Source organism: Gabonia massiliensis (assembly GCF_001403595.1).
In the GTDB taxonomy this organism is placed as follows: Bacteria; Bacteroidota; Bacteroidia; order Bacteroidales; family Coprobacteraceae; genus Coprobacter; species Coprobacter secundus.
On record NZ_LN877939.1, the window covers coordinates 834,408 to 854,217 of the forward strand.

The window sequence follows — 19,810 nt, forward strand, 5'->3', positions numbered from 1 at the left end:
CGAAGCTTTGGATATGGATTTTAATATTCCTTTTAATCCGGTTTTTACAAGGCCTCCGGCAAGTAAAAATTCTATCATCCAGGGGAGCGAATAACCGACACTCTCCCCGATTTTTGCCCATTCGCTGATATTTGGATGGAGTGCTGCATCTGTAATCGTTTTTATAGCGAGGGCATCGATAAGTGACTTTTCGGACGTTGTGAGGGATTCTTCTCCTTGTTCTCCGACTTTCTTTATTACCCGGTGTATGGTAGCTTGGTCTTGGATTTCTAAACCTCCTCCTGAAGAAATGCTTTCTGCGGAGGGGAGTTTATCCCAAAGGGCTTTAAAAAAACCGGATTGCTCTTTTGCGGATGCTGCGGTTTTACGGGCATCGTCGATGAGATGACGGGCTGCTTCGAGATTTCTTCCGCTTTCAATATCGGGTTCTACTCCCTTGAATTTCCCCACGATATTGGCAGATGTTCCGGCTAATGGATTTCCCATTCGTTCTAAAACAGCAGCCCTATATCCAAGGTCTATTTCGGGTTTTTCGTAAAGCTTGTCAATATCTCCGCTTATACGTTCAATCTCTTTGGATACTTGGTCGGCATATTTTTTAGCGTCTTCCTGTTCTGCCTTTTTCAGGAATTTTTCTGTTATTCCAGGAAGCTCTTCGTCTTTTGCAAATTTTCGGGCCTCGTCAAATTGATTTCCCAGACTCTCGTGTGAACGGATATAGGCATGTTCTTCTTTCGTCCGGTCATATTTGTCCCGGATAGCTTGTTCCATAGCAGCTGAGCCTACGGGTGTCTTCTGGTATGCTTCGCCCAATTTCGGCTCTGTGATGCCGTCGGATGTGTATGGCCTGTTGAAGGGGCGGGAGGATATGGTATCGAAGATACGATTCTCCGAAGATAATCCCAGGGGCTCGTTGCGGAGCAGGGCGGTGCGGTTTCTTTTTTCTTGGAGTTCTTGCTTGCTCTGCTGTGATAACTGATTTTCAATTTCTGATATATCGTCAACGGAATATTCATTTTTTTCGAATTTAGTTGAATCTTGGCGTTTTTCGAACTCTTCTTGTGCCTTGATCTCAGCCGGAGTCAGTTTTACGGCTTGAGGGAATTGGGCTATAAATGAATTAATCTCTTCTTTGGGGATATTAAACATATCCCTGCCTATTCTGTATATGTTATATGATCGGTCCATTGAACTTATTTTCTAATTTTTTATTATTGAAATATCCATAATCAGATAACGATCCGTCTTCTGTAATATAGGGTGTTTGTTCCGGGCTAAGATAATCCTGCCAAGTCTTAGGATTCAATGGATTAACCGACGTACCGGAATACGAAATACTGCCGTTCGGCGGCGTATCGTCGCCTGCCTGGTAGTCGGTAAGGGACTTGAGCAGGGGCGTGAGCCGGGCCATCAGGGACGGGTTGCCTTGTGCGGCGGAGTACAGGTTTGATGCGTATTTTTGCACTATGGCTTCTTTTACGGAGGATTTTCGGCTTTCGGATGGGAGGATGAATTCTTTTTGGATGAGTCCTTTGTCCATGGCTTCGTCGATGAGCTCGTAGAGTTTTGCAATGGCGGCTTGGGCAGTCTTCTTGTTGTAGTTGACTTGCAGCCCCTCGGAGAGGTATAGGGTGGTGTCTCCGTTGCGGGATGAGTTGTATGTACTGCGTGCTCCTTCTCCGTATCCGTATTCTTCTTGGTGCCTACGGTTTCGCCCTTTTTCGTTTAGATTGGCAATCTCCAAGTAGCGTGCGTTGTTGGCGTCAGTGATGTATTTCTTCAACGCGGCTTCTGCGGCTTTTTCTTCCTTTCTGTTTTTGGCTTTGTATTCTTCCAGTTCTTTTTGGGTGGCTCCACGGGCTTGTAACAGGTCTAAATCGTGCTGGTGCTTCAGCTGTATTTCTTGGAGTTTCTGCCAGGCTTCCGATAGGGCTGACTGTGCCGCGAGGGCTTCTTTGCGGTCTGCCATAGCAGCATTAAGAAGTCCTTGACGGTAGATGTTTTTTTGCTGGGCGATGCGGTCGTATTCGTTCTGGAGGTATTTGTTGTTTTCTCCGAGAACTGAGTTTCTCCGGTTCACATCTCCGCCTTTGCTTGCTGTAATCATGTCTCCGATAAGCAGACCTATGTCTCCGAGTGTAGACAAGGTTTGGACCGCATTTTGATGTTTGGGGTCTTGAGGTTCGGGATAAAGGGCTTTGTACAACGTGGTATAAAAAGGTGCTTCGGGATTTTGAGAAACTACATCTTTTAATCTGTCCGGTGTAGCTTTTTGAAGTTCTGTTTTGGCATCGGGTACATCGAAATATGGTTTTTCTATTGGATGTGTGCCGTATTCTCCGGGAAGGACTCTTCCAGCGGTATCTTCGTCTTTACGGAATCTCACCTCTCTCTCCGGGGTGTTGGCTACATTCTCGGCAAACCACTTCTGGGTATCTTCGAGTCTTTGCTGGGGTGTTTTTTTATAATCGTCTTTGAGTGTCATAAGTCTCATGTCACTTTAAAACAGGTTTGACAGGGTTTTATTTTCTTTGTATTTCCCAATAGAGCCTCCCAGGTTTTGCACCGAGCCGGCAAGCAACCCGACACCGTTTTGCGCCAGGTTGGAAAAATTCTGGGCCCGCTGGGCGTACATATTCGACTTCTGCCCCAACAGGTAATTGTTTGTATTGGAGTACCGGTTCAGGGCGTTGTCCTTGAGCTGGGAGGACTGGGAGGAGATACTGGAGATGACGTCTCCATAGGCGTCGGCATTTATCTTCTTTTGTGCCGCGACGGCCTCGGGTGTGGCTCCTGTAACGGTAGCTATGTTGCGCTGTGTTTTGCCTTGTCGCTTGAGGGTGTCGCGGTAGTTTTTCAGGATATTGGCCGTATCGGAACGGTTCATGATGTCCTGATAGTATTCTCTCTTGAACAGGTCTTTATTCTCTTGTATTTGCTGATTTAATAATTTCTCTTGTTTCTTACGTTCTTTGGCTCCTCTTATGCCTCCGAATATGGCGCTTCCCAACCCAAATGCTGCTCCAAGAGAATCTGATATTATACCCATAATCTTTTTTATTTACAAAGAAAAGCGGGATTCTTTTTCGCATAGGGTCATAATGAGAAATTTAGAATGAAGCTTCGGAGATAGCTATCTTCTTATTATTTTTTACTGGTTTTATTTCAGCGGGGAATTCGTATGAATATGATACATACAATCCTATTGCTCTGGACATGAGTATATCATCGTGTTTGCCCTCGATAGCACCGAAACTTCCGTTAGGCTTTTTCTCATAGGTATCGTATTCATCACAAGCATGAATGTCTTTTTCTATATACCCTCCTTCGCGCAAAAGCATTACCATATGGTCTATAAGCATGGTTTTAGTACTTCGGTTGGTATGGAAGCCATATCTGGCAGGCAATCCCTCTTTTATTTTGTCCGAATCAGTACGTGCGTATAAATTAGAGTATTCTCCTGAAAGAATATCAAGTATAAATTGTGTATGTTCTCCGTCAGTATTTTCTGTTTCTAAAGTATTGCTTTCGATAACTAACAGGGCTTTTTGATACCATGTTGCAATTTGTGCAGCTTTCCACACAAGCAGGTCATGGTCTATATGTCCGCGCCATGTAGCTACAACTTCAGGAACCCCTCCAATTATCATCGGGCAACGGTCAATGACAGTAATAACAGAATAATCGGCTCCTTGTGAGCGTCCACCGACATCTACAGAAACTATGTAGCGCCTTTTTATTTTTTCATCTGATGGATATGCCCATATTTTTAGTAATCCGGTTGTATCAGGAATAAGGGATAATTGTTGCAATGATTCTTTCCCCGATACCTTGTATGATTTGGATTGTAATTCTCCAATAATAATGGGTGAAACACATTTTTTTCTAAGTTCTTGTACTCGGTTGCGGTCGAATACGCGTTCTCCCGAATGAGCAAAAGCCTCAATATCATCAGAAGGATATTCGGCCATCATATCCGAATGGTTCTGATATTCTTTTCTTTTTGTCCGATACCAAGCAATGGCTTCGATAGTAGCTCCACTGTTCCATAAAAACCAGTCATAATCTGTAAATGTCTGTATAAAATCTTTGTAATTTTTAACTTGAATACGGTACATTTCAATTTCAAACCAAGGAATAAATAATGGCTGCTTATCTGATTTACCTTCTTTGGCAAGATTATATTCGGTATGAAAATAGTCTCCTACTCCGTTAGCTGTAGACTCCAATACAACCATTGAATAAGGGATAAGAGGTACTGAAGAAGAGACTGACCGGATAAGATCGGTCGACTTCTTCTCTTTCGTGTCGGGCCAGAAGGCGACCTCCGAGAGATGTGCCATTGCCACATCTGTACCCCGTACGGAATTAGGTGTTTCTGCTGACCCAACGGTTACTTTACACTCTGTCTGCCTGATAATTGAAGTATTCTGCATACGCTGGAAAGATTCGAACCGTACTTGTGCTCCTAACAAAAAGCTTGGATAATTTTCCAATAATTTGGCATACATTCCTTTGATATTGGCTGCTGAGTCTTTGAGATGAGCGCATATAACAGAGTTCCACGCCCGTTTATGCACGAGTTGTATCCATGCCATATATATCTGGGTGAGTGTGCTGCCGCCCCATTGTCGGGCTTTGAGCAGGATGATGCGTATAGGTCTATCGTGTAGGCGTGCATCTTCGAATTTTGAGAGCAGTTTACGTTGGGCATAATTAAGATAAAAATGTACGTCCGCTCCTGATATTTTATCTTTAATAATTACGCTCGTAGCTGCCCAAAACTCAAAATCATATTTGATACGTAATAGAAAAAATTGTTTTGTAATTTCGTCTACAGAATTGTCATCAGCAAATATATGGAGTTCGTTTTCCAGAAAGTCTTTAAATGAAGAATGATTTTTTAAAAGTCGTATCCATCCATTTTCTTTTATCATATCGGATGGAAGATATATGTCTCCGCCCAATTCTTCTACGTACATTTTGTTTCTGGGAATGCATTCGGACCCTTCCCCTGTTATTTGATTATAGGGGCGAGTGAAATTCCTAAGCCTCGATATGTTTTCCTCTATTATTTGAGTATAATTCATAATTCCTTGATTTTGAAATTATTCTTAATGCCGTTTTCACAGAGAAATAGAATCGTGGAGCAGGAGAATATATAACCCTTCGGACTGCTTCAATTTTAGGAATGTTATTTTGTAAGAGTATCTTTTTGAATCTCCTGTGTATTTCGATATACATGAGAAGATTTTCACCTTCTGCAAGAATAGGTTTCCCTTTTTCTAATAAACGAATATTTTTTATTACAGCTTCTTCTGATACGTAAAAACGTTTTGCTGGAGAATGTATGGCAGAAAGATATATATATAAATAGCGAGGACGTTTGCCCTTGAGAAGACTAAGGGTATTGTAATAGACATTAATAAAATCTTTATCTCTGTCTGATATAAAATATTTTTTGTTCATACGCTGCTAATTGCGTATGAGATATATAAGCAATACAAATATAACAAATTATGTGATACAAAACAAACATTTCTCATTGTGACCCTATGCGATATAAAAATGAATTTTTCTTTGTAGTGCATATATCATTAAACCAATTAAAAAAAATATGGATGAAGAAAAAGTAACTGTAGTAGAGGCCCCAGTTAAGTCTGGCCGACAAATGTGGACAGAACGACTCCATGAAATGTATCCTGATAAAGAAGGTAATTATGACGACGATGATGTCTTCTATGCTGCTCTGGATGAGTATGACCAAGAGAGAGGAAAACAAATTGAGGATTACAAACAAAGTAACAAAAAATTAGCTGATTTGTTTCTGAGCAATCCGGAGGCGGGTGCTTTTTTGAGTGCTCTGATGGAAGGAAGCGACGTAATGACGGCTATCGGTGAGAGTTTCGGTGATTATTTTGAAACGGCATTAGGTGACCCAGAAGCTAAGGCCAAGTATGACGAGGGCATCCGGCTGCGTCGGGAGCGTGAGAAGGAGATGGAAGACATACAGGCTCGACAGCAAGAGAACGCAGAAAAGAATGCAGAAACAGTGGAGTCTTTTATTGCGGAGAAAGGGTTGGACGAAAAGGGCCGGAAGGCGTTTGAGGATTTTATTTCCGAATTGGTAGACCGAGTTTTCCTATTTGACTTAGACCGGGATACTCTGGAGCGCTTGTGGCGGGCGATGAATTATGACCGGGATGTGGCCGAGGCTCGTTCTATCGGAGAGAAGAAAGGGCGCAATGCCAAAATAGAGATGGAGAAAAAGAGCATAGTGACAGACGGAACCCCAAATCTCAGTGAAGAATCCAGGGGTACTCCTGCTCCAATTGCTTCAAAAGTAAAAATAAGAAAAAGTATTTGGGATTAAATTAAAAAATAAATATTTATTAAAATGAAAAATCAGATGAAAAAGTTTTTAATGAGAAAGAGTGTATGGTTGGGTTTATTGCCCTTTTTGGTATTAGCAGTAGTTATAGCCGGTGTTTATGGCCTGGGCCTGTGGCTGGGCTGCGGGTGTGCTTTGGCTGTTGTGGTCCCAGGCGTGACGGATAATGGCGTTACGGTGTCGGACGAACCATTGACAACGGATATCACCCGTGAGGCAAGTCCGGATTTGATGCGTAATGAGATAGACCAGCGTATCGTGAAGATACGTCCGATGTCTACGCCTATCGACCAGATTATGAGGCATTCGGAAATGCGCAAATCGGGTTCTATGATTTACGATTATTATGCGGTGGATACCAAGCCGACAAAAGCCAAGTTGTCTACGGCTTATACCGAGCCGGCTTCGAGTGCCACGACTTCTCACAAGAAGGCGACTCTCGATACGGACAACAATGACATTTTTGATGTTACCGAGACTATTCTGGCGAAGGGTGTCAAGGGGTATGAAGCCGATGGTACCACTCAGTCAAAGGCTGATTTGGTACTGTATGTGAGCAAGAAAGCGGATGACGGTAAGTTGGTGGTGTATGCTTTGAATGGGAAAAAAGTAGAGAGTATCGATAATGTGGTTCCGTCTATTCCGAAAGATACGGTACTGATACGTATGGGACGTGCGGCTACGGAGCTGGATGTGCAGACGTCGCAGTTCGAGGCGCTTCCGGTGAAGGCCCAGAATTATTGCCAGATTTTCAAGATGCAGGTAGAGCAGTCTACGTTCCAGAAGATTGCCAACAAGGAGGTGGACTGGAATTTTTCGGACTCGGAGGAGTGTGCGATTTTCGACATGCGTATGGGTATGGAAAAATCGTTCATGTTCGGGGTGAAGAATTCGATTTACGATGCGGACAAGAAACAGAATGTGATGACTACCGGAGGTATTTGGTGGCAAGCCGGAAAAGAAACAGAATACGATCCTGAAACAGGATTAACTCAGAACGACTTGATAGATATCATGCAGGAAGCTTTTACTGGTAATGCCGGTAACAAACGGAAGATATTGGTGGGGGGCTCGAATTTTATCGGGCTTATCAATAAGCTGGATGTACAGAAGTATGTGGGCGCTAATGATGATTTCGTGAAATGGGGTATTGATTTTACGGAGATTCGTTCGAAGTTCGGAAAGTTGTATGTGTTGCTGGACGAGGTATTTGACGACTGTAATATGAGTGATTACGGGTTCATTTTTGACCCGGAATATCTGACCAAAGCGGTACATGTGCCTTTTGACCGTTTGCAGCTTGACTTGAAGAAAGCGGGTATCCGCAATACGGATGCAGTGGTGCTTACTGAGGCGTCATGTGCTTGCCTGCGATATCCGAATTCACATATGAGGATTGTGCCTAAAGGGAAATAAATTATATAACGTAAAAGCATGTCTTTATATCAATAAGACATGCTTTTAATTTCAAACAAAATTATGGCAACAAAAACATATTATACTTACCACGGTAATTTATTTACATTCGTAAAATCTGGAGCTAAGAAGATTAATATAAAATTTATTGAAGCTCAAGATGGTAAAGGATATTTTTCTACAGATAGAAAAAATCTCCAAAACTTAATTGAGTCAGATAAAAATTTTGGTAAAAAGATTTTCTTGTCAAAAGGGTTATCTACAATAAAAGACTTAACTACTGATAATACTGTAGAATATATAGAAGATGTTACCAATTATGAAGATGCAATAGAATATCTTACGAAAAATTATAACGTTGATTCTGATGAATTGAAAAGTCCCAAAAACGTCCGAGACCAAGCTAAGAGATTAGGAATATACTTTCCCAATATAAGATGAAAGTAACAGATATTATAGTAAAAACACTGGAGGTTCTGGGAGAAGTGAATCCTGTTGACGAAAGTGATTTAACTAATAACTCTCTACCTTTAGAAGGGCTTATTATATCGTATATAGAAAAGTCTTTGGAAGATATTTTCTTACAGGCACCTATACATGTATTACCATGGAGTGAAATACCTGACGATATCATTCCGTATGGAGATGGTAGTGGATATATAATATTACCTGATGATTATATACGTCGTTTTATTATACGTATGCATGGATGGCACCGCGATGTGACACGTGTAATTACAGAGGACGATACTTTGTATTCTTTGCAAAAAAACATTGTAACAAGAGGCGGTATGGAGCGTCCAATTTGTGCATTAGCATCAAACGATGAAGGAAAATCTATTCTTGAATATTATTCTTTGCCAATATTCTATCGCGCACCAAAAGCTGACAAGAAATTGTATATAAAGCGTGTATCCATATCTACAAATAAAGATGAATATAAAAATCAAAATATTGACTGCTCCGATAATTTGCTTGTTCCTATTGCTATGAGATGTGCTTACTATGTCTCAATCTCCTTAGGTAATACAGCATTGGCAAAGTATTTTGAAGAAGAAATTGCGAAACAAATTTTATTATTATGATACTGTGTAATGATGGACGATATTTAGGATATTTCCATAATTTGCCGGAAGTTCTGGCGAAATATCCCATAGGCCACCGGGGGTGGTTCTTTACCAATGGGGAGACATTGTCGGTGTGGATGTGGGACGAACTGTCCCGGGGATGGTATGATACCAATCGTGCTGATAATACATTGCAGGGAATGGTAGATGATGCTGCAAGTTTTGAACCTGTGGCAAAGCCAGGAGTGAAGACGAGCTACTTGTATGTGCAGCCGGAAGCGGGTACGGTGACATTTAGGAATTTTGTGAACGGGGAGGCTCCGGTGAGTGTCGCTACGGAGGGTACGGCTGTCATCCTGCTTTTCTGGAACGGGGATTTGTGGGAGGTTGCTGTCACTCCTTTTTATGTGGACTTGTCCCGATATGCCTTGAAAGACCTGGACAATGTATCGGATGAGAAGGTAAAGGAGATGGCGGGCATAACGAAGGTCGCCCATGAAGAGTTGCCCAACGGGGACTATGATTCTGTTATCGTACTGGGTACCGATGATGCTGCCGACCGCGGGGCTTCTATCGGGATAACGTCCCATGGTGAGCCTTTTATCACTACACATCATTTCCTGGATACTCCTATTGTAGACCGGAAGATTTTGGCTCTGGCCGACTTGTCGAATGTAGAGAGCGGTACGATAACTCCTGATATGACAACGTTTGCAAACTTGCCAAACAGCCTGAAAGTAATCGATGCGGCCGACTTGGATACCACAACAAGAAACGGTACATATATAGTACACCACTATTCGAGGCCAGGACAAATAGATAACTATGCCTTCCTATCTGTATCTACAAGACTTTTGATAACTTATCAATGTATGATAGGTAACAATAATGTCATTGAATATCGTACTCAACATGGTAGCAACGAATGGTCAGACTGGGAAACATGCAACTTGTCCAACATAGTGAATCCACAACCTGCCATACTCCCCAGAGAATTCTTGTCATTGACATCAAGCTCTACGTCAGAAGAAATATTGACAACACTTAATCTTGCAGGAGGGGCAGAAGCTATTGCCGCTTTATTTCAGGAGCGGAAGGGCAGCGTATTTTTAGACAATGACGAAAACGGGTTGCATACGCTAACCGATTACAGGAAAGTGGCCGACAATCCTTGGGAACTTTATTACTCGTATTTTGAATATAATGTTTTGGTCGAAATATCTCTTTTTGATGATGGTACAGGAACATGGCATTGTACAAAAAATGAATACGAAATACCCCAAAAACAATAATAAATTTAATATAGTCATTATGGAACAAATATTACCTGTAGATAAAAACTTCAATTCGGCACAAGCTCTTTATATAGGCAAGGCGACCGATGTTACAGACACGACCGTAGCTGCCGGAAAAACTCGTATTATCAGAATATCAGCCATTACCGATTGCCGGATATGGGCATATAAAGAAACCAAAGAAGGCGACGGGCTGAACATGCCGGAAGGAACAATAGAATATTTCGGCATACCGGAAGGATATATTTTGGAGATTGAAGGAAGTGCTAACGTAATGGGATAAGGGAATTATGAGTTTCGGGTTGGGGAAATTGGGAAGATTAGGCAGGCTGGGTGTCGCCTCCGGCCGGGGAACCGGAGGGGGAAGTATTTCTGTACAGAAGGACATGTACTTTTCCGGCAAGAACGCTTATATATATGCGTGTTCAAAAAATGGGATTAAGGAACTGCATATATACGGGCACTCGGAACAAGATGGAATACCTGCCCCTGACACTCCTGCCGAAATATCCTCGGTAGGGGACAGTTACCTGCAACTGTATGTATTGGATATCAATCATCCTGATAAGGGAGGGCAAATCTTCGATTTCGGTGATATTAAATTGCGGTCATTGCCTAACGGCGTTTGCGATGAGATAGTGTATAGGGACAAACAGTGGAGGTATATACAAAGGGTTTATCATACCTACATAAGTAATGCCTATTATCATAATACTACTGCAAAATTTGCAATGGTAAATTTAAATCCTACTTATGGAGGACTACATAATAATCAGAATTATGTAATGTCCAATAGATTTATCATTGGTTCATTTGAAGATATGTCTAATAATATTGGAATATCTTATATTAATGCTGTTAATAGTACGTACGCATTTAATTTTGAAAATGAACCTGGGACAAATGATCATGTACAAGAATGGTTAGCTAATAATCCTACAGAATTAATATATCAATTGGCCGAACCGATAGAAACTGTATTGGATTTGCCCCAAATCGAATTTTCGTCAGAGACAATCTATTTACTTACGAATGAACAAACAATAAAACCTTATTTACAAGGATATTATGATGTAGACCTCAAAGTATCGGGTAAAAAATTGGAGTACATCAGGGAAGGATTGATGAGCCGGTGGCAACCTATCAATTTAAATAATGCCGATAAGCCGGACAGGGTGGCGGATAGGGTCGGTGGTTCTGATTTGATAACTACAGGCTTTGGTTATATCACTGAATCCGGTTTTAATCCTACTTATGTACAATTGGACGGTATAGATGACAGCCTGATAAATACACAGAAATATGAACCTGAGTCTATCAAGCACGTACAGATAACCTTGTCGAATATATCCAATGCCGACGGAAAGTTCGATGCTTATTGTGTATCTATATTCAATTACGGAAGAAGCAGGATACAAGGCGTATCCAACGAAAGCATAAGGAGTACCGGTGTAGGCGGAACTTCTTTCTTCTTGGATGCAAAGCAAGTAAATGGTTATCCGGGAACTTATGATGATACTGATGCTGTTCTCAATATAGCATTGCAAAATACGGATGATTCGGCAGATTTGAAAATAATAAATGTCGGTTCTGCTTATACAAGTTATGCTGCGACTGCCGCCAAAGAGAGGTTCTACGAGGCTATTGCCTATAACAGGGCTCTTTCGGGCGAGGAGATAGAGAATAATTACCTTGTTTCCCAAGTCCGTAACGGCGTCAATATTGCTGATGATGTAGACCCCATAGATATAATCGCAGAGAGAACTTACGCTTCTGGAAAGAAATTTCCGGTGTATAATACTTACAGAGACCGGGATAACGATAATATAGAATCGTTTAAGATTTTGGGCTATACGGTACAAGAAGGCACTCCGACACCGGAAGCCCCTATTCCCTTACTTTCTGTTGGTGATGAAGGGTTAAAGCTATGTATTTCTGACAGCGAAACCGGAATTGCTTTGCAGGTTGTCAATTTCGGTGATATCGTTTTGCGGTCGGTACCGAGTGGAGTATGTGATTCTATAGAGTGGGACGGTACGAACTGGAAACACGTGCAAAGAATAGGTTACGTCAAAATTACACCTGATGATATAGTTAGTGTAAGTAAGATAGATACATCGCATACTAATTATTATGTTCAAATACATGGTGTGGATAAAGGCATAATTAGTAATGATTTCAAATATTTTAGAGCCAATACAAAATATGTAAATCATTATATGTGTAATAAATTTACGTATGCGCCTACTGCCGATATACTTAATACCTGGTATTTAGTCGAAAATTCTTCTATATTAAGTGGATGGGTTATTACAGACAAACCGACTAAAGAAGAATTTCTGGAACTTATCGGGGACGGTTTCGAATTTATCGGAGAATTGGCCGAACCGATAAAGACCATTTTAGAAGGAATACCCGCCCCGCAAACATTCGACAATGAAACATGGTTCGGCACTCCTCCTGCACTGGTCAAGCCTTATATGATGTGTGAATGTAAGGTCAAAAAGGCGTTAAAGTATCAAGGTGAAATTATCGGACAATACTATTTTGGTGGTAATAAATCGAATGAAACAGAGCATCGAATAGCTGATATCTCGGGAAATGGCAACGACTTGACGCCTCACGGTTTCGCATGGACTCGCGAAAGCGGTTGGAACCAAGGAGGAATATATGGTGATGGAATAGATGATTTGATTACTGTAACTAAATCTATAGACATTAAAGATGTACTTATATCTACTTCAGATATGAGCCGAGTAGTAGCCAACGGGATAAAATACATATTGAGCGCTTATATTTATCAAACTGGAAATTTGATAGGACTTATTATTAATAATTATGATCATATACTTAGCGTCAATAATAATACAGCAACAGCAACTCCCAACAATGTTTTAGCTGTATTAATGAATCATTTTAGATTAAAATTTATTTCGGAAGGATTGACACGTAATATTAATTTATTCAATGTTCACGGAACCGGTGGCGGTGACAATAAAGCAAAAGGGATGATTCACGAATGTTTATTATTTTCATCTGAATTGACCAACAAAGAATTTACTAATAACATTCAATTATCCAAGCAGCGTAACGGAGTAGATGGAGATATAAATATTATTCCTGAACCGGAAGTGTATTACGATTTTAGCCTTTATAACAATACGGATTTTCCTACTACAATCGAGAATTTAGCCACGGACAAAAGCAAAGCTTTACAACTTTTCAATTTTGCAGGAACAGAGGAAAGCGGATTCTTTGAGGGGGCTTTAGTCTCTGACGGTGTAGATGATTACGCTATTATGCAAAATCAAACAGAAGGGTTCAGAACTGTATTTATGGAAGTTAATCCTATGAGTGCAGGAACTATGCTATATAATCAACGATTAAATAGCGGTGTAACTAATCCTTTTGCTATTTATTTACAAACTGATAGTATCGCTTATAATGCTAGAAATCCAGGTGGAATAACATATATAAATGGAATACTTAACGAATCGATATTAGTTAAAGATTTATTAAATAATAATCATATAATAACTATTGTCAATGATTCATTAGGTAGTATTCCCTATCTATTTTCTAATACTCCACCATCATTATTTACAAAAGCTAAAACTTTTAAGTTCTTAGGATTTAAAGAAGCTTTGACGGCTGAACAAGTTCAGGAAGTTATAAAACAATATTTTTCAAAGAATCTACTTGCAGATTCTAACGGAGATTTACTCACAGATTCTAAAGGTTATTTTTTAACATCAAACTAAACAATTATGGAAATAAAAAATTTGAATTATACAGCAGAAGAAATTAATGCTCTATTGGAAAAAATAGAGAATTTACCCACAATACCAACGTTTCACGAGTTTTCTTATGATGTGTACGGATTAAATGACAGTCAAAGTTCAGGGCAAATTCAATCGATAATTGAGGCTGATAGCGGGAGTTGGGACAATTTTGTATTGAATTGTTCGAAAGATATATTAAAAGTGAGGAATTCTAATTCGTCCGCTATGCATTCATCTTTAAATGTACAATGTTGGGACGTAAATGAGTTGTATGTTTCTTTTGAATTTACATTAGGAAGTACTTTATATGAAATAACTGTTCAAAATGATAACGGACTTTACGAAGTGTCAAGAACAGAAACACAATTAGCTTAAATATTTATAACTATGAGATTTTATAAAATACCGGTAGAAGATTTAAAGATGGTAGACCCTGACTGGGAACATCGCAGAATGAACGTGGAAGGTACAGAAGCAATCATTCACGAGGAAATATTTAACGAGCTTGCAGCTAAAAGGAATGAGGAAATTATGACGCTGAGCGAAAGGGAAGCTGAACAGACTATCCCCTATCCTGTGTACGATTCGCAGAGTGATGTGTTTAAAGAAATGCTTTCCTCCTCAGAGTGGACGGAACAAGAAAAGGAGATTGACTTATGAGCTGGATAAAAGAAAGCAACAGGCCTAAACATGTTTTCTATGGCTTTTTATCGGCCTTGTTTGGAACAATTTTATTTTGTTTCGGGTTGGCTGTCGGGAAAGAGTTTGCAGACCGCCAGTGGGGCGGAAAATTCGATTGGCTGGATTTGCTGGCTACACTTATAGGAGGAGTTATCGGACAAAGTTTACAAATAATTGTGTGGGTATGGATAATGTAAATAGTGTAAATCAAATTACAGAAGTAGCGAGGGGGATAAGCGACTACGGATTTACGATTATGGCGGGTGCGATATTTCTCACTCTTGCAGCGGCTTTAATGATTGCCTGTTTCGTCTGGTTCAAATCAATCATTAACGGGATAATATCAAGGTCGGAAAATAATATGGGTGAACTGCTGAAGGAAACTCGTACTCAAAATGAGGTGTTGGCGGATATTTCAGAGGGGTTATTGCCTGAAACGCAACTTCGGATTAAGAATCTTTCCAGTTTTGCCTTTGACCTGGCTACGGAGAAAGTATGCAGATTGATAAAGAGAATACGGGAAGAGAACCATATTGTGGATGAAGAAGGAACTAAAAAAAAAATCCGAAAATTATTGACTAATATACATGAAGACAGAAACAGCAAATTCGACGTTTTCAAGTACCACGGTAAGAAACTTTCCGAATATGTGAACCGGGATTGGATCGAATGGGTGGCAAAAGTGGTCGATGATGAAATTTATGATAAGTCCGGCCCTAACAACGGAAGGGCTTACACTAATGTTTCGGCTGCATACGAGAAAATAAAACTTGATTTTTATCACAGATTAAACGCTTGATTATGAAAACGAGTGAAAGAGGGATTGAATTAATAAAAAAATTCGAGGATTTCAGGAGTGAGGCATACAAATGTCCGGCCGGAGTGTGGACAATCGGGTACGGACATACCGGAGGTGTAAAGCCGGGTGACAGGGTAACGGAAACAGAAGCGGAAGGATTTCTGAGAAAAGACGTTGAAAGTTCGGAGAAAATAGTACTGACCTTGGTTAAAAAGCCTATTAATCAAAATCAGTTCGACGCGCTTGTATCGTTCGTCTACAATACGGGCAGCGGTAATTTCGCAGGTAGTACTCTTCTACGAAAAATAAACAGGAATCCGCAGGATGAAGGTATTAAAAAGGAGTTCCAAAAATGGGTATATGTCAAAGGGGTAAAATTGCCCGGTCTGGTCTCCCGTAGAGAAAAAGAAAGTAACCTATATTTCAGCCAATTATGAAGCGGTATATCTTCATTATTGTTCTCATCATAATAGTATTTTTCCTCTCCCGTTCATTGTATCGCCAGAGGCAAGAGAACAACCGGCTATCATCCAACCAGGTAGCCTTGTTTCAAGACATATCTTATTACCGTACCCGAGACAGCCTTTCTGCTGCCGGTGTCGAAAGGCTGACTTTGACGAAAAAGGAATTGGAACAAAATTGTGAAGCTCTAGCAAGAGACATCAAAAATTTGAAAATCAAGCTGAAACGAGTACAATCGGTGTCGCAGGCAAGTATTGAAACCGAGCACATAATACACACGGTTGTACGTGACAGCCTTATTGTTCGTGACCGGGTAGATACTCTACAATGCATCGACTACCACGACAATTATCTCACCCTGTCGGGCTGCATCGAACACGATAACTTTTCCGGCTATATCATAAGCCGGGATACACTCCTGCAAGTGATACACCGTGTTCCCCATAAATGGTGGTTCATCAAATGGGGAACAAAAGCCATTCGGCAAGAAATTGTCTCGAAAAACCCACATGCTCAAATCGTGTATAGCCGGTATATAGAAGTAAAACGATAATATAAAAAAATATGAAACCTGTTATTTACAAATTCGAAACATCTGAAATACTTCGTAGGGCATCGGCTCTAAGCAGTAGTTTGGGGGCATCAAGAACGGACGAAGCCGGGAATATATTGTTTGAGATGCTATCTGTTACGGAGGATGATTATATTCTTGTGCAGCAATTTCTTCGGGAGGCTATACCTGAAATAAAATCTAAATTGTTGGCTTATTCTCCGAATATCTCTTTTATATGTAGGGACGATAGCGAAATAATAGAAGCTGTATGCTTTAGAGTAGTTCCTCATGATGATTGTTCTAAACAGATCTTGTCTGATATCAATGAATTAATCTTAAACTATTTTTCTTATTATGTCGTCTTTTCCTGGTTATCTGTCAAAAAACCGGATGAAGCGGCATTATTCGGAACTAAAGCCAATTCATTTTTGGACGAAATATCTGTTCTATTAAACAAAAGGATAAAGCCTATAACCAGAAAGAACAGATTCTTTTAGAGGGAAAGCCCTTTCCCCTTGCCTTGTCTGGTAAACTTCCCAAGGGGGGCAGACGTTCTGCCAAAAAAGGGCTTTTACATAGTAAACAGAATTATCGAAAAATAGTTCAAATATTTAACTTGTTTTAACATGAAACTAATGGAAGTTTACCAGAACATTGCCGGTACAATATCGGAAATTACCGGATTACCTTATTCGGAAATCATTAATTCAAACCGCGAGGAGTGTGTAGACGCTCGTAGTATCTTAGTCAATAAATTGCTTAAAACGGGCTTTTCTGAAAGAAGAATTTCGGATTATTCGGGCCTTACTATTCAATGTATAAACAAACTGAAAAACGGATTCGACAAAAGGTTGTTGAAGTTTGAATGTTCAACGATTTTCAAACAAATAAACAACGAGCTTTAAATGAATTAATTTCCTTTCCGCTTCGTTGTGGTGAATTTTGCTATACCGGCAATAGTGCCGGAATAACTTAATTTCATAACGTATGGAAGCGGAAAAAATAGTTAAAGAAAAAGAAATCGTCCATGAAGACGGTAAAAAGGAGTATGCTTCTAAAGGTTTGGCCGGTACTGCATTAGGCTTTGGTATCGGTGGTGCTGCTCTTGGTATAGCCAGCCTTTGGGGGAGACGAGGATCGGGTGTAAATGGCATGCCCGAAAATGTGAACATCAACACTGTCAGTGATGCAATTTCAGGAAGGACTTCGGGAGCTCCTACGGCATTCATGGCTTGGGAAAAAGGGTGTGAAGAAGCTTTGGCTTTGACAAACACAATCTGGGGATTGAAACTAAATACTCAGGAACAGATGTATGCTCATCGTGAAACTGACATTGATGAAAAATTCCGTATTTGGAAATCTCAAGTGGATGCAGATTATGGTTTGTATAAATCTCAGGTAGATATGGGATTTGGCCTGTATAAGAATCAACGCGATTTATATGATGTTTTAAATGAGCGTTATTCTGCCAAATTCAATGAGCTTGACAAAAAGGTTGCTGTTCTTGAAGCTACTCGTCCTTATCAAGACAAATTAATCCAATGCGAGATTGACAGGGCATTTACTGCTTCTATCAATTACACTGACCGTAAGACTTGCCGCGCAATATATGGTGTTGTCGGGCTGCCTTCTACTCCTACAACTACCGTATTGGAGGGCGCAAACCCTTTCGGATGCAACTGCAACAGACCGGCCGCAGCAACTCCAAGCGCATAAAAAAGAAAAAAAAGAAAAGTTAGTGGCTTGTGCGCCTTCGGGCGCCTTGCCCCTTCCTATTATTAACCACTAACAGATATATTTATGACTTTTATAAACGACCCGCTATTGCAAACGCGAAACTTTACTTTACCGGAACTGGAAAAGGAACAACAGGCTATCCAACAAAAAATGGAGGAGATGAAACGTTCTTATTCTCAAAATGTCCAACAACCTTCTGCCCCGGTATGGGAAGAGATTGAACGTATCACATCTTCTCTTACGGAGAAAGAGTTTGAATACTTGCAGGGAAACCAAGAATTCCAGGAAAGCAGTATTTTGATTCAACAAATACTGAACAGGGAGTATATGAGAATAATGAGACCGATTGTTGAAGGAACAAAGGATGGTAAGGATGCTCTGGATAAACATCTTACATTATTGAAAAGGATACAGAAGTCTGCCAAAGAAGAGGCCAGCAAGAAGGAGGCTTTAATTAATGAATATATTACCCAATATTCTAATCTTACCTGGCAGGAATTTATGGAAATGAAATCTGGCAAACAGCCTTCTTCAAAGGTTAAAAAATAATGAATATGGATGCAAAGGAAAAACTAAATATATTGAAGGACAAAGCAATTTCTTCGATTAAAACATGTGTGGATAATCGTATAAACGATCTTGTGGAGGATAATCCCAAATTAAAAATTGCTTCTAAGTATATAAAACGTGGTGTAAAAAACTATATTACTGAAGAGCAGCATAAATTTGAGAGGATGATAGATAATGTTGCATTATTTATCTGTGACGAAAACGGGAATATTGACACTGAAATGTTATTTGATGATTTAATGACAATGTTTCGAGAGATGGATGAAGCTAATTTCAATATTAAATCTATACAATGTTCTATCGGGAAAGGGGTTATTCGGCTTGAACTGCCAAAGGATGCTCTTATCACTAAATTATTTTTTGGAGATATTGGTGCCATACGGATTACTGAGGCGGATTTTATGGAATTGAAAGATTTGTTTATTGAAAATTAAAAATATATGAATTACAAAGAACTGATAGACGATTACCAATTGAGAGGTATCGTATCCGAAAAAAAGATGCTGGAATCTATCGAGATTCTCGACGGGGCCATGATGCGGTTGAAGGAGAAAGACCCGGATGTTTATGATGAGACTATAAGAGCCATTCACCGGATATTTTGCGGGCCTCATTACAATAGCTGTTTTGCAAAACAGGATGTTGCTAAAATGCACCATAAGAATCTAAAGGGTGAAGAAAAAAGGGGGGAACATTGGAATATTGAACAGGTGAAAGAGGTTGCAAAAAATTTCTCTTTCCCTACCAATACAACGCCTTGGGATATCTATGTCGCTCTAAATGCAAACTGGCACGACAAAAATGTGTCTTTTAAGAAATGGTTTGGGGATGATTGCGACTCTAAGATAATTGATGATGCTATATCGTTCTATTTTAAAGATGACGATGCTCCTGACGGGAAAATTTGGATATATCAATATGCGATGAATAAATAACGACAATGGTAGACATACTCATAAATAATTTATGCGATACCCGAATTTCTTTTGATTTTGAAAGGGAGATTGCAAGGATATATCACTTTATGAAGTGCGTGTAAAAGAAATATCATTTTTAT

The 19,810-nt window shown here is 40.0% G+C and carries 23 protein-coding genes; 19 read left to right on the top strand and 4 right to left on the bottom strand.

All coding sequences use genetic code 11. From position 1 onward, the window contains the following. From BN2628_RS17580 to BN2628_RS08125, 4 genes are all read right to left on the bottom strand, one after another. Positions 1 to 1,188: hypothetical protein (locus BN2628_RS17580; protein WP_055096745.1), on the bottom strand; the 1,188-nt coding region annotated here is incomplete at its 3' end. After that, positions 1,172 to 2,485 carry a hypothetical protein gene (locus BN2628_RS08115; RefSeq protein WP_055096747.1) on the bottom strand — a complete coding sequence of 438 codons (1,314 nt, stop codon included), beginning with the start codon at positions 2,483 to 2,485 and terminating at the stop codon, positions 1,172 to 1,174. The genes BN2628_RS17580 and BN2628_RS08115, both read right to left, overlap by 17 nt. A 15-nt stretch (positions 2,486 to 2,500) precedes the next feature. After that, positions 2,501 to 3,049 carry a hypothetical protein gene (locus BN2628_RS17585; protein ID WP_055096749.1) on the bottom strand — a complete coding sequence of 183 codons (549 nt, stop codon included), beginning with the start codon at positions 3,047 to 3,049 and terminating at the stop codon, positions 2,501 to 2,503. A gap of 61 nt (positions 3,050 to 3,110) precedes the next feature. Then, entirely contained in the window at positions 3,111 to 5,090 is a 1,980-nt protein-coding gene (locus BN2628_RS08125) for a terminase large subunit (RefSeq protein WP_055096751.1), read from the bottom strand. Between the two features lie 527 nt (positions 5,091 to 5,617). On the opposite strand from BN2628_RS08125, the gene BN2628_RS08135 reads away from it, so the two are divergent. The 19 genes from BN2628_RS08135 (at position 5,618) to BN2628_RS08225 (ending at position 19,688) form a co-directional block, all read left to right on the top strand. Further along, positions 5,618 to 6,373, top strand: coding sequence for a hypothetical protein (locus BN2628_RS08135; RefSeq protein WP_055096755.1), 756 nt, complete (start codon positions 5,618 to 5,620; stop codon positions 6,371 to 6,373). Positions 6,374 to 6,409: 36 nt separating this feature from the next. Next, positions 6,410 to 7,807 (top strand): DUF5309 domain-containing protein, encoded by a 1,398-nt coding sequence (locus BN2628_RS08140; protein ID WP_257606430.1) that lies wholly within the window; start codon positions 6,410 to 6,412, stop codon positions 7,805 to 7,807. Between the two features lie 63 nt (positions 7,808 to 7,870). Beyond that, complete coding sequence (locus BN2628_RS08145; protein ID WP_154668427.1) at positions 7,871 to 8,248, top strand: hypothetical protein; 378 nt, start codon at positions 7,871 to 7,873, stop codon at positions 8,246 to 8,248. After that, positions 8,245 to 8,892, top strand: coding sequence for a hypothetical protein (locus tag BN2628_RS08150; RefSeq protein ID WP_055096761.1), 648 nt, complete (start codon positions 8,245 to 8,247; stop codon positions 8,890 to 8,892). Before BN2628_RS08145 ends, BN2628_RS08150 begins: the two co-directional genes overlap by 4 nt. After that, entirely contained in the window at positions 8,889 to 10,166 is a 1,278-nt protein-coding gene (locus tag BN2628_RS08155) for a hypothetical protein (protein WP_055096763.1), read from the top strand. The genes BN2628_RS08150 and BN2628_RS08155 overlap by 4 nt, the downstream gene beginning before the upstream one ends. 19 nt (positions 10,167 to 10,185) lie before the next feature. After that, entirely contained in the window at positions 10,186 to 10,452 is a 267-nt protein-coding gene (locus BN2628_RS08160) for a hypothetical protein (RefSeq protein WP_154668428.1), read from the top strand. Positions 10,453 to 10,459: 7 nt separating this feature from the next. Then, a complete protein-coding gene (locus BN2628_RS08165; protein WP_055096767.1) occupies positions 10,460 to 13,930 on the top strand; it encodes a hypothetical protein in 3,471 nt (1,156 codons plus the stop codon). Between the two features lie 6 nt (positions 13,931 to 13,936). Beyond that, positions 13,937 to 14,326, top strand: a complete 390-nt coding sequence (locus BN2628_RS08170) for a hypothetical protein (RefSeq protein WP_055096769.1) — start codon at positions 13,937 to 13,939, stop codon at positions 14,324 to 14,326. A 12-nt stretch (positions 14,327 to 14,338) separates the two neighbouring features. Continuing rightward, positions 14,339 to 14,611 carry a hypothetical protein gene (locus BN2628_RS08175; protein ID WP_055096771.1) on the top strand — a complete coding sequence of 91 codons (273 nt, stop codon included), beginning with the start codon at positions 14,339 to 14,341 and terminating at the stop codon, positions 14,609 to 14,611. After that, a complete protein-coding gene (locus BN2628_RS08180; protein WP_055096773.1) occupies positions 14,608 to 14,829 on the top strand; it encodes a hypothetical protein in 222 nt (73 codons plus the stop codon). The genes BN2628_RS08175 and BN2628_RS08180 overlap by 4 nt, the downstream gene beginning before the upstream one ends. Further along, a complete protein-coding gene (locus BN2628_RS08185; RefSeq protein ID WP_055096775.1) occupies positions 14,817 to 15,431 on the top strand; it encodes a hypothetical protein in 615 nt (204 codons plus the stop codon). Before BN2628_RS08180 ends, BN2628_RS08185 begins: the two co-directional genes overlap by 13 nt. A gap of 2 nt (positions 15,432 to 15,433) precedes the next feature. Beyond that, on the top strand, positions 15,434 to 15,868 hold the full coding sequence (locus BN2628_RS08190) for a lysozyme (protein ID WP_055096777.1): 435 nt from the start codon (positions 15,434 to 15,436) through the stop codon (positions 15,866 to 15,868). Next, entirely contained in the window at positions 15,865 to 16,446 is a 582-nt protein-coding gene (locus tag BN2628_RS08195; RefSeq protein WP_055096779.1) for a DUF6549 family protein, read from the top strand. The genes BN2628_RS08190 and BN2628_RS08195 overlap by 4 nt, the downstream gene beginning before the upstream one ends. Before the next feature lie 11 nt (positions 16,447 to 16,457). Then, positions 16,458 to 16,943 (top strand): hypothetical protein, encoded by a 486-nt coding sequence (locus BN2628_RS08200; RefSeq protein ID WP_055096781.1) that lies wholly within the window; start codon positions 16,458 to 16,460, stop codon positions 16,941 to 16,943. Between the two features lie 129 nt (positions 16,944 to 17,072). Continuing rightward, positions 17,073 to 17,351, top strand: coding sequence for a hypothetical protein (locus tag BN2628_RS08205; protein WP_154668429.1), 279 nt, complete (start codon positions 17,073 to 17,075; stop codon positions 17,349 to 17,351). An 82-nt stretch (positions 17,352 to 17,433) separates the two neighbouring features. Then, positions 17,434 to 18,162, top strand: coding sequence for a hypothetical protein (locus tag BN2628_RS08210; protein ID WP_055096785.1), 729 nt, complete (start codon positions 17,434 to 17,436; stop codon positions 18,160 to 18,162). An 84-nt stretch (positions 18,163 to 18,246) separates the two neighbouring features. Beyond that, entirely contained in the window at positions 18,247 to 18,732 is a 486-nt protein-coding gene (locus tag BN2628_RS08215) for a hypothetical protein (protein WP_055096787.1), read from the top strand. Positions 18,733 to 18,737: 5 nt separating this feature from the next. Next, complete coding sequence (locus tag BN2628_RS08220) at positions 18,738 to 19,187, top strand: hypothetical protein (RefSeq protein WP_154668430.1); 450 nt, start codon at positions 18,738 to 18,740, stop codon at positions 19,185 to 19,187. A 6-nt stretch (positions 19,188 to 19,193) separates the two neighbouring features. Next, positions 19,194 to 19,688: a DUF7841 family protein gene (locus tag BN2628_RS08225; protein ID WP_055096791.1), complete on the top strand. Its 495-nt coding sequence runs from the start codon at positions 19,194 to 19,196 to the stop codon at positions 19,686 to 19,688. Positions 19,689 to 19,810: the final 122 nt, after the last annotated feature.

Coding starts and splice junctions, on each gene's coding strand:
- BN2628_RS08180 (WP_055096773.1), top strand. CDS start 14,608: ATGAGCTGGATAAAAGAAAGCAACAGGCCTAAACATGTTTTCTATGGC.
- BN2628_RS08225 (WP_055096791.1), top strand. CDS start 19,194: ATGAATTACAAAGAACTGATAGACGATTACCAATTGAGAGGTATCGTA.
- BN2628_RS08155 (WP_055096763.1), top strand. CDS start 8,889: ATGATACTGTGTAATGATGGACGATATTTAGGATATTTCCATAATTTG.
- BN2628_RS08190 (WP_055096777.1), top strand. CDS start 15,434: ATGAAAACGAGTGAAAGAGGGATTGAATTAATAAAAAAATTCGAGGAT.
- BN2628_RS08140 (WP_257606430.1), top strand. CDS start 6,410: ATGAAAAAGTTTTTAATGAGAAAGAGTGTATGGTTGGGTTTATTGCCC.
- BN2628_RS08160 (WP_154668428.1), top strand. CDS start 10,186: ATGGAACAAATATTACCTGTAGATAAAAACTTCAATTCGGCACAAGCT.
- BN2628_RS08220 (WP_154668430.1), top strand. CDS start 18,738: ATGGATGCAAAGGAAAAACTAAATATATTGAAGGACAAAGCAATTTCT.
- BN2628_RS08125 (WP_055096751.1), bottom strand. CDS start 5,090: ATGAATTATACTCAAATAATAGAGGAAAACATATCGAGGCTTAGGAAT.
- BN2628_RS08185 (WP_055096775.1), top strand. CDS start 14,817: ATGGATAATGTAAATAGTGTAAATCAAATTACAGAAGTAGCGAGGGGG.
- BN2628_RS08210 (WP_055096785.1), top strand. CDS start 17,434: ATGGAAGCGGAAAAAATAGTTAAAGAAAAAGAAATCGTCCATGAAGAC.
- BN2628_RS08175 (WP_055096771.1), top strand. CDS start 14,339: ATGAGATTTTATAAAATACCGGTAGAAGATTTAAAGATGGTAGACCCT.
- BN2628_RS08215 (WP_055096787.1), top strand. CDS start 18,247: ATGACTTTTATAAACGACCCGCTATTGCAAACGCGAAACTTTACTTTA.
- BN2628_RS08135 (WP_055096755.1), top strand. CDS start 5,618: ATGGATGAAGAAAAAGTAACTGTAGTAGAGGCCCCAGTTAAGTCTGGC.
- BN2628_RS17585 (WP_055096749.1), bottom strand. CDS start 3,049: ATGGGTATAATATCAGATTCTCTTGGAGCAGCATTTGGGTTGGGAAGC.
- BN2628_RS08200 (WP_055096781.1), top strand. CDS start 16,458: ATGAAACCTGTTATTTACAAATTCGAAACATCTGAAATACTTCGTAGG.
- BN2628_RS08145 (WP_154668427.1), top strand. CDS start 7,871: ATGGCAACAAAAACATATTATACTTACCACGGTAATTTATTTACATTC.
- BN2628_RS08150 (WP_055096761.1), top strand. CDS start 8,245: ATGAAAGTAACAGATATTATAGTAAAAACACTGGAGGTTCTGGGAGAA.
- BN2628_RS08195 (WP_055096779.1), top strand. CDS start 15,865: ATGAAGCGGTATATCTTCATTATTGTTCTCATCATAATAGTATTTTTC.
- BN2628_RS08205 (WP_154668429.1), top strand. CDS start 17,073: ATGAAACTAATGGAAGTTTACCAGAACATTGCCGGTACAATATCGGAA.
- BN2628_RS08170 (WP_055096769.1), top strand. CDS start 13,937: ATGGAAATAAAAAATTTGAATTATACAGCAGAAGAAATTAATGCTCTA.
- BN2628_RS08165 (WP_055096767.1), top strand. CDS start 10,460: ATGAGTTTCGGGTTGGGGAAATTGGGAAGATTAGGCAGGCTGGGTGTC.
- BN2628_RS08115 (WP_055096747.1), bottom strand. CDS start 2,485: ATGACACTCAAAGACGATTATAAAAAAACACCCCAGCAAAGACTCGAA.